We start from the raw sequence: 12,992 nt of genomic DNA, 5'->3' as shown, positions 1-12,992 counted from the left end.
ATTATGAATACATTAGAAGATTTCAAACAATTTGAATTACTAAAACCTATTACTATTGTTGGTGGTGATAATAACTCCTCCGATCCCGAAGTTGATGAAAGAAAAACAAATAAGCATCAGATAAAACTTTGACAAGTAACTTAACTTATAAGTAAACTATAAAGTATTTAAAAATTGCGTTAAATCGTCTTCTTTATTAAGTGCTAGCTTCTTCTTTAATCGATATTTAGATTTTAGAACACTATCGGGTAATACATTTAACATAGAGGCAATTTCTTTGGTGGATAAGTTCATTCTCAAAAAGGAAGCCAATCGAATTTCTTTTTCGGTAATGTCTTTAGCTATGGCCTTGATTTTGTTGTCGAAATTGTTATGCACTTCGGAGAAATACGATTTAAACACCTCCCAGTCTTTATCTTCAGCACTTTCTTTCTTTAGCAACATAACTAAGCGTCTAAACTCAACTTTGAATAATTCTGGTGATTTTTTAATCTTTTCTAAATTCTCTTTCAACTCTTGAATAAATGTGTTTTTCTGAACGAGATGAAGTGTTTGAGAGGCTAATTCTTTCTTTTTAAAGGCAATTTCTTGTTTGTAAATTTCTTCTTGCTTCTCGCGTTCTACTTTATTCTTCTTAAGACGCTGTCTAAATCCAAAATAGAATAGGCCAGCTATCGCTATGAATGAAAACATTCCTATTCCATATAGTGTTTTGGTAAGTTTATCATTTTCAGCTTGTGCATTTAATGTTTTTATTTCTTCATTTTGCAAAGCAATTTCTGTTTCCTTTTTTTGGGTGTCAAATTGTACTTGTAATTCATCAAATCGTATTGATTTTTCTTGATTGTAAAGACTGTCAGATAATTCTTTATACAAAATATGCTGGTTTAACGCAGACTTGAAATTACCCATAGTCTTATAAATCTCATAAAGTTGTTCGTGAGATGCAAGTTGGCCAGCTAGTAGACCTATATCCTTCTTTAATTTTAGTGCCTTATATGTGTGTCGCAATGCTAAATCGTAATTCCCATCATTCAATTCTATGTTGCCTTGTGCTAATTTAATTCTGGATAAGCTATAATTATCATTTAAACGACTTGTAATTTTAGAACTCTTATAAAATATACGTTTTGCATTATTATAATTTTCAACTTTAACTAAATATTCACCGTACTCGTTTAATGCTTGCATTTGTAGTAGTGGGATATCAATTTTATTAGCGAGATTTATTGCGGTTTTTAAATAGAATTCTGCGCTATCTTTTTCTATTGGAACTAAGTCAGCATATAATTCACCAATAGACCTGGTAGTTTGGCACTCGTAATAGGTATCCTCTAAAGACTTATATATTGTTAAGCTTTCCTTTAAATAGCTTATAGCTTCTTTATTATTATTTAGGGCTCGGTTATTATCGCCAACGATTGCTAAGTTATCTGCATATTGTATGCTATCATTAATCATTTTTGATAAACGTGTAGCTTCTATAGCATTATCTAATGACAATAGATACTTGCCTTGTTCAACATAAATTTGAGCCTTAATACTATTATAATTAATTAAAAGTAAGGAATCGTCTATACAGCAGCTTGCTTCTAAATCCATATATTTCTTGGATTTTTCCATGTAATGCAGAGCACTGTCGTATTTAGAATTATCCTTGAAATTAATAGCTTGGTTCATTAGTAATCCACTTACAAAACGAGGCTTGTTCGCTTTCTTATGTAATTCTATAGCTTTTAAGTACGCAATATTAGACTTATCATATTTAGAAATATTTGAATAAGCAATTCCTAGGCGCTCATATGCTCTAGCTAGTTTAGTATCTAGCTTTTCTCTTTCAGCAATTTCAATGGCTTCTTCAGCATAATTAATGGCATTTTTGGCATCATCATAGACTGTTATCTTCCAAAGCTCCTCTAAAATATTGAGTTGATGTAATGGGTCGCTACTTTTTTTAAACTCAATTTCTAAAGTATTTAATCTTTCTGCTTCTTGAGAAATAATTGATAAAGGATATAGTAATACTGATATTAAAATAATACGATAAGTCATGATTAATTTATGAATTAATTGATGTTAACGAAGTTAAATAATTTTGATATGCTCTTGACGGATTAATGTAAAGTTGTCTAACGCTAAGTAGTAACCTGTCCATCTAATGTCCATAAAAATTATTGATTTTATTTAACACAAATACTTGATATACAAACACATATGTCTTTTAGATTTTATCTCAATTTAGTTTAGATATATACTTTTTTTCTTCTCTTGTCCATACTTTGTCCATGTCCAAAATTAGATTTCGCAGCTATTCATAGATAGATTTGAACTGTCGATTAGCGACAAAACAATTTTGTGGTGTCTTATTTTGGATAAGGCTGCAGACTTACCAATTTAAGATTACTACAAAAACAAAAACCACAAAATCTTTAATACAATGAAAACACATTTAATTTATCTATTGTGCCTTTGTTTTGGAGCTACATTTCTTCTAGGATGTAGTTCTGAAGACGATGGTGATTCTAATAATAATCCTAATGATGCTATTATTACGGTTAATATTGCTGAGTACCCTAACAGTGGTAATTTAATTACTACTATTAACTCTAGCTTAGGCGGAGAGCTATCTTATACCATTACTTCGCAAACTGTTTCACAAGCGGCAATTATTAGCGGGAATGAACTACGAGTAGGTGACTGGTTAGCCTTTGACTTTGAAACTAATGAAAACTTATTTGTTACCGTAAATGTCAGTAATCAGAATGAAACAGAAACTCTAGACTATAAAATTGCAATTCAAAATGTAGACGACATTTGGGCATTTTTAAATACATCTAGATCAGACTATGAAAGTGCTAATGATGGAGATTGGATACAAATTACCGAAAGTGAATATAATGACCTTTATAATTACCTGTCTGAAACAACAAAAACAGGTGCTTCTGATAGCCAAATTTTTAACAATACGGCGATAGAGAATTACTCAGGCAATCGAACTATATCAAATAATAATAGTAGTACTATGCCATTAAACAGTTACCTATTTGCCTTTAAATACTACTCTTGGATCAATAATGTATCCTCAAACAAAGTAAAACTGTCTCTAGAGGATGCTAGTGGTCCATATATGGATTTTGGCAACACTTTGCCTACTCATAACGATGAGTATAATCATTTTGTGTTAAAAGGATCTAATACGCCCACAAGTTCCGAAGGATATATTGGGATGTATACTGCAGGAGCAATCGGCGTTAAGGATAGTAATGGAAATAGCTATAAATGGAGGAATGGAGATGTCGAAAACTTAGATAATACAGCCTCAGGGATCGTCTTTCTTCATCAAAGTTTAAGTACAACTTTAAAACAATGGGATTAACATTCAACCAAAATCAAAAGATTATGAAATTTTCAACACAAGATAATAGACTCCAACTTTTAAAAGCATTGCTTTGTATCATTTTAATAACAGTATTTTGCTGTAGTGAGAATGAAGATTTTAATGAGCCAATCAACCCTGATGCTGAAAGTATTAATGAATACATTTTTGGATTAAATTATGACCCTGAGGCTATGCTCAACGTTCAGGATACAGGCGGAAGTGCTACACAACGTACATTGAATGGGCAAACCAATAGCAATAATGCATCTCAAGGTATTATAACGGGTTGTGTAATAAAGGATTATACTTTAGAATCCAATTTTGATGATGTTGCCATTTTAAGGCCTGTTGCTGGTGTTATTTACCCAGGTGCTTTATTGGTTGGCAATCAGGATATGTTAGATGGCTCTCCAAATCCCTTGGCAATAGATAGAGCACCTGTTATACTAACAGTAGATTTGCCGGGTATAGGATCTAACGGCGTAATTGAAATCGATAATCCAAACAATGCTACGGTACAAGTAGGAATTGATGAAGCTTTGGATTGGTGGAATAATAATGCTTACCAGGACGGTTATGTTAATGCTTCTAACTCTTCATATCAAGCAGCGATGTCTTATTCATCTACACAACTGAGTATGGATATTGGTTTAAATACAGCCTGGGCAACAGGTTCTATAGCGTCTCAAATGGAACTTGAAACAAATTCAGAACGTCGTGTAGCGTCTATGGTTTTTAAGCAAGTGTTCTACACAGTTACAATGAATACACCAGAGAGTATTAATCCAGCAGGTGTATTTGGGCCTAATGTAAGCTTGGAAAACATACAGACAGTTATAAACGAAAATAATCCAGCGGCTTATGTGAGTTCGGTAAATTATGGTCGCATCATTATGCTGCGTATGGAAACCACTAACATGAATACCGAAATAAACTTAGAAGCAGTAATGCAATATACTACAGGTGTGAATGAAACAGATGTAGATATCAATTCACAATTTGAGGAAGTCTTAGAAGAATCAATTATAAACATAATAACTATTGGTGGTAACGCTGAAGTCAGCTCAAGCGCAGTAGATGCAGCCAACATGGCTGAAGGACCAGGAGCGCTAAATTATATAATTACTGGAGAAAACGCCGTTTACAGCGCTAACAACCCTGGGGTCCCCATTGCATATACTATTAGATATCTAGATGACAACTCTATAGCAAGAATGGGGTATACAACGGATTATACAGTTGAAGAGTGCGGCAGTAATCCTTATGAGCATGCTTCTATAAAAGTAATTAATGATTTTGAGGTAAGGAATATGAGAGTTAGATTGTCTTACAAGTATAGAGATGACACAGACAGTATTGTTCAATTTCAAAGTGATTGGGTTACCGTTACTGATGAAGATCAAGATTTCTTTAATGCACCTGATGGCTCTTGGAACGTGGAAATTGAAATAGAATACTTCACAACATTTGGAGGGTTTTGGGAACCCCTGGTATCAGAAACGATTGGATATATCTCATCACAAAGGTGTTACAGGGGTTACAATCCAGCCGGATTTGAAAATATAGCTTGGGATAATAGCTGTAATTAATTCTTTAATCATAAAAATCAAACATCATGAAAACAATAAAGTATATTATAAATAGACTAGCGATAATTACACTATTAATGAGTTCAACTGTATTTTTAGGTTGTAGCAAGGATGATGAAGTAGAAGAACCACCAATAGATCAAACGATTAGCTTTAAGGTAGATTTAATAAAGTTAACGGGTATAGCTACATCTGGTGATGGTAACAGCGAACTAGAAGTATATGGAAATATAAGTACTCGATTAAATGTGGGGTCTCTTTATAATGAAGAAACATTATGGAATAAAGAACAACAAGACTATGTAAGTATTACGGAGGCCGACTTTCCTATTTCTACATCCAAAACATTTAATGTCCTAGAGAGTCAACTTTCTGAAGTTTCAATTGATTTAACAGCAAACCTAATGGAATATGATAGTAATGTCAATAATGAAGATGATCCCATAGGTAATGAAACTTTAACGACATTGTTAAGCGGTCTTAGTTCTACAACTACTTATGAAATCCTATTGGACGACACTGAAAATCAAGAAGTTCAAGTAACATATTCTATTACGAGACTTTAATTAGCCTTACTATAGATTTAGCAGCCTTAACGATAAATTAAGGCTGTTATTTTTTAGCTTCCACCAACTCCAATAAGTCTAAATTAATGTTAGTCGTGAAGATGCCGTAGTTTACTGTAGCTTTTCCTTTTTCTATCTCATCAATACTTCCGACGGCTTTTCCGTCGTGCATACGTACACGATCACCTATTTTTAAAATAGGCTTTGGTTTTTCAACAACAACTTCTTTTTGTTTTGCTGCTTTTTTCTTCTTACGTATGGCTTCGACTTTTTTCTCAGCTTCCTGTTTTATTTGTTTTTCTTTAGCTTTTTCTGCTCGTTTTTGTTTGGCTGATACTTTTTTGCGCTTAGCATTTTCAATTTGCACCAATCTAAAAAGTTCAGCCATTAGCTCTCGCTTACGTTTATTATCAAAATATTTTTCGGCAAGATCATTAACTTTTTGTCCCAAATAAATTAAGCGTTGGTTACTGTCATAAAGCTCTTGGAAGCTTTCTAACTTTTTCTGAATTTTAGCATTGGTTTCTTCGAGTTTTTCGGCCTCGGACAATTTTTTCTTTTCATTGGCTTTCAAAGATCGCTCTGTTCGCTCTAGTTTACTGCGTTCTTTTTGTAGTTTGGCTATAGTAGCATCAAATCGTACTTTACCACGTTCGATTTTTTTCTTCGATTTATTAATAAGACTATAAGGGATGCCATTTTTCTGAGCAACTTCAAAAGTAAATGAGCTTCCAGCTTGTCCAGTTACCAATTTGTACATAGGCTCTAGACTCTTTTCATTGAAGAGCATATTTGCATTTTGCATATAGGGCAACTCATTGGCAAGTAATTTTAAATTAGAGTAGTGGGTGGTTATAATTCCGAATGCTTCTCGTTCATAAAAAACTTCAAGAAATGTTTCTGCCAACGCTCCTCCTAATTCAGGATCACTACCTGTACCAAATTCGTCAATGAGAAAAAGGGTCTTGTTATTGACTTTCTTTAAGAAGTAATTCATCTGTTTCAGACGATAACTGTAAGTACTGAGATGGTTTTCTATAGATTGATTATCGCCAATATCGCTCACTATACGGTCAAATAAACAAACAGTACTGCGCTCGTGTACTGGTATTAGTATTGCACTTTGCAGCATTACTTGTAATAAGCCTACGGTTTTCAGAGTAATACTTTTTCCGCCAGCATTTGGACCAGAAATAACTATAATTCTATTATCATTGCTTAACTCTATGGTTTGTGGAAATGTTTTCTCTCCTTTTTCATTATTATTTAAATAGAGTAGAGGGTGATAGGCATCTCTAATATATAATTTTCGGTCGTTGGTCAATTCTGGCAAAATAGCATTGATACTTCTAGCGTACTTTGCTTTTGCCGAAATAACATCCATTTTGGTTAAAAAAGCTTGGTAATCAGTTAACAACGGAAGGAAAAGGCGTATGTAATCCGTTAGTTCCTTAAGGATTCTAATTATTTCCTCTTTTTCTTCATATTGAAGATTGTTAAGTTCTCTAGTATACTGTAATGTGGTTTCAGGTTCTATATATACAATACTTCCTGTTTTGCTGCCACCCATTATAGCACCTTTTACTTTTCTTCGGTACATAGCTTTTACAGCCAGTACGCGCCTATTATCAACAACGGATTCCCTAATATCATCTAGATAATCAAGCCCAAGGTATCGGTTTAGGGCTGAAGCAAAACTACTGTTGATTTTCCCTTTGAGCTTATTAATATCTTGGCGTAATTCTGCCAATTGTGGTGAAGCATCATCCTTTATATCTCCAAAACGGTCTATGACGGCATCTACTTGTTCTATTATTGCAGATGTTACTTCTATATGTTGACTGTATTGACATAGCTTTGGATAATACTCCTTAAAATTTTCCAAGAACTTTACTATGCTGTTAGAAGTAAGCGAAATGCTAACAAGTTTTTGTAAACTGGTAACTTCTAGATACGTGTTTTCAATACTGAGAAGCTTTAGTTCTTTTGATATGGTATCAAAGCCATGATTAGGAATCCTATTGTCGTTATCGAATGATGAAAGGTACTCATTAACATAATCTAATTCACGAATTAATTGAGCCTCAACCGCAATAGGATGTATAGCCATAACAGCTTCTTTTCCTAAAGCTGTAAGTGTATGTTCTCCAATTTGTTGTAAAACCGTAAAAAACTCTAAGTCTTTTAGGGTTTTTTCATGAATTCGTATCATGTTTAGTGTGAATTATAGAACTGCAAATTTAGTTTAAATGTTGTGACAAGCCTAACGTCTCTAGTTACGTTCCTTATTCTTATTTTTGAATAAATTTTTATTTATGAATGTAGACATTCATCCAAGTTGGCAATCCCATTTACAACCAGAGTTTAATAAGCCGTATTTTAAGGATCTGGTAGACTTTGTAAAAGCTGAATATAGCACTCATAAATGCTTTCCTAAAGGTTCAGAAATTTTTAATGCTTTTAATCATTGTACATTTGAAGATGTTAAGGTAGTTATAATTGGTCAAGACCCTTATCATGGTATCGGACAAGCTAATGGCCTTTGTTTTTCGGTGAATAAGGGCATTCCTCATCCACCTTCTTTAATAAACATTTTTAGGGAAATAGAACAAGATTTGGGTTTTCCCTATCCTAAGACAGGTAATTTAATGCCATGGGCAGAGCAAGGGGTCCTATTATTAAATGCTACACTTACGGTTCGGGCTCATCAAGCTGGAAGCCACCAGAATAAAGGCTGGGAGCAGTTTACCAATGCAGTAATTCAACTCATAAGCGAAAGAAAGCAAAATATAGTGTTTTTACTTTGGGGTGGATTTGCAAAAAAGAAAAAACAAATAATTAACACTGCTTCTAATTCTGTTTTAGAAACAGGACACCCATCACCACTAAGTGCAAACAGAGGTTATTGGTTTGGAAATAAGCACTTCAGTAAAACTAACTACCTGTTGCAGCAAGCCGGTTTGCCGGCAATTGATTGGAAACTAGAGTAGGTGTAGGCTTTTCAGTGCGAATAATACGTGGTTTATTGCTTTCCTTTTTCTTAGGTGTTTTATTACAACTAAATATCAATAGTAGAAAGTTAACAGCAACTAAAAAAGATAGAATCAGAGTAATTGTTAAAATCATATTAGTCTTTTTCTGATGGTAATAGCATCGATTTGGTTTAAACAAAAGTAACTAAAAATTTGAAATACCGAAAGTTATCAACAAAAAATGTAGGATTTAACTTAAAAATATTTAACAGAATTTAACGTCTTTTATCGATGTTTACTGATGTTTAAGCGATTTTTAGAAATCAAAAAAATAATTTAAAAAAGACCCTAAAAATCCTTTTAAACGCCATATTTTTAATAGAATAGACGCCTAAAGCTTAAGAATTAAGTCCGAATAGTCAACAATCTTAGGTATAATATCTAGCTGGTGAAGTTGTTTTTGAACGTTATGTATGGTCTTTTCATCAATCAAATCTTGAGACCATTCAGTTAATGAAAGCCATTCTTGCACATCTTTTAGTTCTTGTTCATAACGATTGGCAATGGTTCTATCAATACTTGGAATGGATTTAAATTCTGAAGTAGTTGTATTAATAATATCTAATATTATTTTTAAATCCTTGTGGTGATTCTCAATGAACTCGTTTCTAACCGCAATAACAAAGCAGGGCCAAGGTGAGGGGCAATCACCTATTCTTCTAAAGACTCCATCATCAACTAAAGGTTTAGTAGTAAACTTTTCCCACATAAAATAATCAGCCTCACCATTTGTTAGGCCTTCAATGGCGCCATTTAAGTCATTTACGACTTCAAAATGAAGATCGGTATCTAAATCCCATTCATTATTGGTCGCATTGACATAAGCCATTAAATGTGATCCTGATCCATATCGGCTTATGGCTGCTTTAGTCCCTTTGATGTCATCAATAGTTTCAAGTTTAGATGCATCAGCCACATGGATTCCCCAAATTAAAGGGGTTCTGACAAAGGTTTGAACTATCTTTGAAGGATTACCGTCTATAATATCCTTAATAATCCCTTCGGTAAGAATAACAGCAATATCAATATCTCCTGAGCGTAGACCTTTGCACATGGCTCCAGTACCACCAAAATAATCGTGCCACCTCAGATTAATGCCTTCTGCTTTATATTCACCATTTTTTAAAGTTAAGTACCAAGCTAAATTAAAATGTTCAGGAACACCTCCTATATTTACTTTTCTCATTTTCTGTGCACTAATCTCAGTATTTGCTAAATATTAACAATACGCTCTAAGGCGTATAGAATTAATTCTTCAACGGTTTTCTTTGGGTCTTTACTGAATCCACCAGTAGCTCTATTGGCGATAATGGCATTTAACGAAAGAGCTTCGTGACCTAACAATTTAGATAAACCATAAATCACAGAGGTTTCCATTTCAAAATTAGTAATCCGATAAGCCTTATAGTTAAAACTATCAAGTTTCGAATTTAGATTCGCATCGTGCAAGGGCAATCGTAAGACCCGACCTTGAGGACCATAGAATCCTCCAGCAGTACCTGTCATGCCTTGAAAGATATGGTCACTTTCAAAATATTTTTGCAGATACTTACTGTTATTTATAATGATAGGTCGTGCTTTATTTTTATCCCAATTGGTATGTTGAATGAAGGCATCTTCTACTTCCGGATTACTGATACCATCGATTTGGTAAAAATGAAGCATCCCATTGACATCCAAACCATGAGTACTCATCACAAAGGCATCTACTGGGATGTCAGCTTGAAGAGAACCTGAGGTACCAATTCTTATAATATTTAGACTTGTTAATTCTGTTTTGGGTTGACGAGTATTTAGGTCAATATTAACCAAGGCATCAAGCTCATTGAGAACAATATCGATATTATCTGGGCCAATTCCTGTTGAAATAACAGTTATTCTTCGGTCTTTATAGTAGCCCGTTTGAGTTTTAAACTCTCGTTTCTGCGTACTAAATTCAATGCTTTCAAAGTGTTTGGTAATTTTCTCAACACGGTCTTGATCACCAACAAAAATAATCGTATCCGAGATGTCCTCGGGTTTTAAGTTAAGATGATAGACACTACCATCAGGATTTAAAATGAGCTCAGAATTTTTAATCGACATGGAGCACTGTTTTTATAAGTTTGTTTTGCTCTACACTAAACTGAAACCCTAAGCGCTCAACACCACCATAAACCATATCATTATTGATCTCTGAGGCAAAATTATACGTTCTAACTAGGGCTTCGTGTCCCTTTCTGTTAAGCTTTAGGCTATCTTCATCTTCATCAAAAAAGATACTCAGTTTTTCTATGAGTCTTCTGTGTTGGGTATCCCCAAAGCCATAATAACCTTGGTAGTTAAGGCTATAGCCCAATAGATGGTGTTTTGATTTTATTTCATTGTCTCTAACAAGTCTTAGTATATTATCTTCAAGAACACTCAAACCACTCTTTTGATGAGGAAAACGCTTAAGATGGGCCTTTAAGCAATTACTCATATACTTAAAGCTAGATTCTGTTACAATATAAGGTTTAAGAATATTATGATCTTTGCCACAATAGGTGCGCCATAAGGTAATGGTTAATTCCTTGTCTTCATTAGTAAGTAAAACACGATTGTTGTAATGATCAATTAGCTGCTCTGGTGTCAATTCACCCAAGCCTTTGAGGCTTTTTTCACCTTCAACACGTCCACTGCAAATGAAATAAAGTGGTTTGTCAATTTCTTTTTGGTGTAGTAAATTGATAATACCAAGTAGGTTGATGTGGCAAAAGAGATCGTATTCAAACCATAAATGAATTTCATCATAGTTTTCAACATTATCTAGTTTAGAAAGCTCTGCTTTGAGCTCATTAGTATCTACTTCGATATCGTAATATTCCTTTAAAAATCGACTTCGTATTTCGAAAAATTCATCAGATGCTATAGCTGGAATTGTCGGACCTTCACATAGCATTTCTTGCCATGTTAAAATATCGTCTTTAAAATCGAGCTCTCTTAAATAATCAGTTAGTGCATTACCATTGGTAATATGAAGAATCTGTTTTGTCATAAATTAGCCTCCGACACGTTTTACATTAAAACCTTTATCTCTGAGTATTGTCATAATTTTATCACGATAATCGCCCTGAATAATAATTTTATCATCTTTAAAGCTACCACCAACACTGAGCTTGGTTTTCAGTTCTTTTGTTAGTTTTTTGAAATCGCCCATAGCACCATTATAGCCTTCTAAAATGGTAATCGGTTTGCCTTTACGTTTTTCGTATTTGCAAATAATGGGTTCATCCTGAAGCCAGATATCACCTTTTGCATCTTGAGAATCATCAGTAGGTTCATCAGATACATGGTCTGGAAATAATTTCTTTAGTTGATCTTGTAAATCCATCTATTTTTTTACCAATCCCAGTTCAACCAAACGTTCATTTAAAAATTCCCCAGCTGTGATATCTTCAAATTGCTTTGGGTTATCCTTGTCAACGCAACTATCTAGGACATCTAATTTCATTTCGCTTATAGGATGCATAAAGAAAGGAATAGAGTAGCGGGAAGTTCCCCAAAGCTCGCGAGGTGGATTAACAACACGGTGTATTGTAGACTTTAGTTTATTGTTTGTATGTCTCGATAACATATCGCCAACATTAATCATTAACTCATCGGGTTCTGCAATGGCATCCAACCATTCCCCATCATGGCGTTGAACCTGTAAACCACGCCCTTGTGCTCCCATTAATAAAGTTATAAGGTTAATATCACCATGAGCAGCGGCACGCACTGCATTTTTTGGTTCTTCTTTTATTGGCGGATAGTGAATTGGTCTTAAAATTGAATTGCCATTATGGATATAGGCATCAAAATAAGTCTCTTCCAAATCCAAGTGTAATGCCAAAGCTCTTAACACATATTTTGCTGTTTTTTCTAGCATTTGATAAGCCTCTTTTCCTACATTGTTGAATTCAGGAAGTTCCTCGACTTCTACATTAGCGGGATATTCCTTTTTTCGTTCCTCATCATCTTCTACATATTGTCCAAAATGCCAAAACTCTTTAAGGTCACCTTCCTTTTTGCCTTTGGCACTTTCTTTGCCAAAAGACACATAGCCACGCTGACCACCAATGCCCGGAATTTCATAACTTTCTTTTGTCTCTATTGGTAAATCGAAAAAATTCTTTACCTCACCATATAATCGGTCTACTAATTCATCTTCTAGAAAGTGCCCTTTTAATGCCACAAAGCCAATCTCCTGATAAGCCTTGCCAATTTCATCTATAAATTTTTGCTTTCGTTTTGGGTCGTCAGATAAGAAATCTTTTAAATCGACACTTGGTATTCTATCCATTGTGAAGTGTACTTTAAATTTTTGTCAATATACAAATCTAACGAAAATAGTGTTAAAAAATTGAATTTGTAGTTGAGACAATTTACCACTCAATTCTACAATATTGACGCATTTTAGTTACAT

At 34.0% G+C, this 12,992-nt stretch carries 12 protein-coding genes; 5 read left to right on the top strand and 7 right to left on the bottom strand.

From position 1 onward, the window contains the following. Positions 1-3 precede the first annotated feature (3 nt). Positions 4-132: a hypothetical protein gene (locus tag Q0992_RS07350; protein ID WP_299521766.1), complete on the top strand. Its 129-nt coding sequence runs from the start codon at positions 4-6 to the stop codon at positions 130-132. Between the two features lie 24 nt (positions 133-156). On the opposite strand, the gene Q0992_RS07345 is transcribed toward Q0992_RS07350, so the two are convergent. Continuing rightward, positions 157-2,052 (bottom strand): hypothetical protein, encoded by a 1,896-nt coding sequence (locus Q0992_RS07345; RefSeq protein ID WP_299521763.1) that lies wholly within the window; start codon positions 2,050-2,052, stop codon positions 157-159. 385 nt (positions 2,053-2,437) lie between these two features. Here Q0992_RS07345 and Q0992_RS07340 point away from each other — a divergent pair, with 385 nt between their 5' ends. Genes Q0992_RS07340 through Q0992_RS07330 form a run of 3 tightly spaced genes read left to right on the top strand, consistent with a single transcriptional unit; the run spans position 2,438 to position 5,534 of the window. Further along, a complete protein-coding gene (locus tag Q0992_RS07340; RefSeq protein ID WP_299521760.1) occupies positions 2,438-3,376 on the top strand; it encodes a hypothetical protein in 939 nt (312 codons plus the stop codon). A 23-nt stretch (positions 3,377-3,399) separates the two neighbouring features. Continuing rightward, on the top strand, positions 3,400-4,968 hold the full coding sequence (locus Q0992_RS07335) for a thiol-activated cytolysin family protein (protein ID WP_299521757.1): 1,569 nt from the start codon (positions 3,400-3,402) through the stop codon (positions 4,966-4,968). 26 nt (positions 4,969-4,994) lie between these two features. Continuing rightward, a complete protein-coding gene (locus Q0992_RS07330; RefSeq protein ID WP_299521754.1) occupies positions 4,995-5,534 on the top strand; it encodes a hypothetical protein in 540 nt (179 codons plus the stop codon). Between the two features lie 46 nt (positions 5,535-5,580). Here Q0992_RS07330 and Q0992_RS07325 read toward each other — a convergent pair whose 3' ends face one another. Beyond that, entirely contained in the window at positions 5,581-7,746 is a 2,166-nt protein-coding gene (locus Q0992_RS07325; protein ID WP_299521751.1) for a DNA mismatch repair protein MutS, read from the bottom strand. Between the two features lie 103 nt (positions 7,747-7,849). Between Q0992_RS07325 and Q0992_RS07320 the strand changes: the two genes are divergently transcribed. Further along, on the top strand, positions 7,850-8,524 hold the full coding sequence (locus tag Q0992_RS07320; RefSeq protein WP_299521748.1) for a uracil-DNA glycosylase: 675 nt from the start codon (positions 7,850-7,852) through the stop codon (positions 8,522-8,524). A 373-nt stretch (positions 8,525-8,897) separates the two neighbouring features. Here the strand turns inward: Q0992_RS07320 and Q0992_RS07315 are convergent, their stop codons facing one another. From Q0992_RS07315 to Q0992_RS07295, 5 genes are read right to left on the bottom strand one after another with little or no spacing between them, the layout of a single operon-like run. After that, positions 8,898-9,752 carry a substrate-binding domain-containing protein gene (locus Q0992_RS07315; RefSeq protein ID WP_299521745.1) on the bottom strand — a complete coding sequence of 285 codons (855 nt, stop codon included), beginning with the start codon at positions 9,750-9,752 and terminating at the stop codon, positions 8,898-8,900. A 26-nt stretch (positions 9,753-9,778) separates the two neighbouring features. Beyond that, positions 9,779-10,651, bottom strand: coding sequence for a nucleoside phosphorylase (locus tag Q0992_RS07310; protein ID WP_299521742.1), 873 nt, complete (start codon positions 10,649-10,651; stop codon positions 9,779-9,781). Further along, the gene (locus tag Q0992_RS07305; protein WP_299521739.1) at positions 10,641-11,582 is read right to left on the bottom strand and encodes a DUF1835 domain-containing protein; all 942 of its coding nucleotides are present in this window, start codon (positions 11,580-11,582) and stop codon (positions 10,641-10,643) included. Before Q0992_RS07305 ends, Q0992_RS07310 begins: the two co-directional genes overlap by 11 nt. Before the next feature lie 3 nt (positions 11,583-11,585). Then, positions 11,586-11,918 (bottom strand): translation initiation factor, encoded by a 333-nt coding sequence (locus Q0992_RS07300; RefSeq protein WP_299521736.1) that lies wholly within the window; start codon positions 11,916-11,918, stop codon positions 11,586-11,588. Then, a complete protein-coding gene (locus tag Q0992_RS07295; RefSeq protein WP_299521734.1) occupies positions 11,919-12,869 on the bottom strand; it encodes a 2-oxoglutarate and iron-dependent oxygenase domain-containing protein in 951 nt (316 codons plus the stop codon). Between the last annotated feature and the right edge of the window lie 123 nt (positions 12,870-12,992).

Origin of the sequence: Winogradskyella sp. (genome assembly GCF_028289625.1) — a bacterium.
Taxonomy (GTDB): domain Bacteria; phylum Bacteroidota; class Bacteroidia; order Flavobacteriales; family Flavobacteriaceae; genus Winogradskyella.
The sequence above is the reverse complement of the archived record's forward strand: the minus strand, read 5'-3'. Positions and strand labels throughout refer to the sequence as shown.

Excerpts from the sequence above, each read along its gene's own strand:
- Q0992_RS07325 (WP_299521751.1), bottom strand. The coding sequence starts at position 7,746 with ATGATACGAATTCATGAAAAAACCCTAAAAGACTTAGAGTTTTTTACG.
- Q0992_RS07340 (WP_299521760.1), top strand. The coding sequence starts at position 2,438 with ATGAAAACACATTTAATTTATCTATTGTGCCTTTGTTTTGGAGCTACA.
- Q0992_RS07320 (WP_299521748.1), top strand. The coding sequence starts at position 7,850 with ATGAATGTAGACATTCATCCAAGTTGGCAATCCCATTTACAACCAGAG.
- Q0992_RS07350 (WP_299521766.1), top strand. The coding sequence starts at position 4 with ATGAATACATTAGAAGATTTCAAACAATTTGAATTACTAAAACCTATT.
- Q0992_RS07315 (WP_299521745.1), bottom strand. The coding sequence starts at position 9,752 with ATGAGAAAAGTAAATATAGGAGGTGTTCCTGAACATTTTAATTTAGCT.
- Q0992_RS07330 (WP_299521754.1), top strand. The coding sequence starts at position 4,995 with ATGAAAACAATAAAGTATATTATAAATAGACTAGCGATAATTACACTA.
- Q0992_RS07310 (WP_299521742.1), bottom strand. The coding sequence starts at position 10,651 with ATGTCGATTAAAAATTCTGAGCTCATTTTAAATCCTGATGGTAGTGTC.
- Q0992_RS07335 (WP_299521757.1), top strand. The coding sequence starts at position 3,400 with ATGAAATTTTCAACACAAGATAATAGACTCCAACTTTTAAAAGCATTG.
- Q0992_RS07295 (WP_299521734.1), bottom strand. The coding sequence starts at position 12,869 with ATGGATAGAATACCAAGTGTCGATTTAAAAGATTTCTTATCTGACGAC.
- Q0992_RS07345 (WP_299521763.1), bottom strand. The coding sequence starts at position 2,052 with ATGACTTATCGTATTATTTTAATATCAGTATTACTATATCCTTTATCA.
- Q0992_RS07305 (WP_299521739.1), bottom strand. The coding sequence starts at position 11,582 with ATGACAAAACAGATTCTTCATATTACCAATGGTAATGCACTAACTGAT.
- Q0992_RS07300 (WP_299521736.1), bottom strand. The coding sequence starts at position 11,918 with ATGGATTTACAAGATCAACTAAAGAAATTATTTCCAGACCATGTATCT.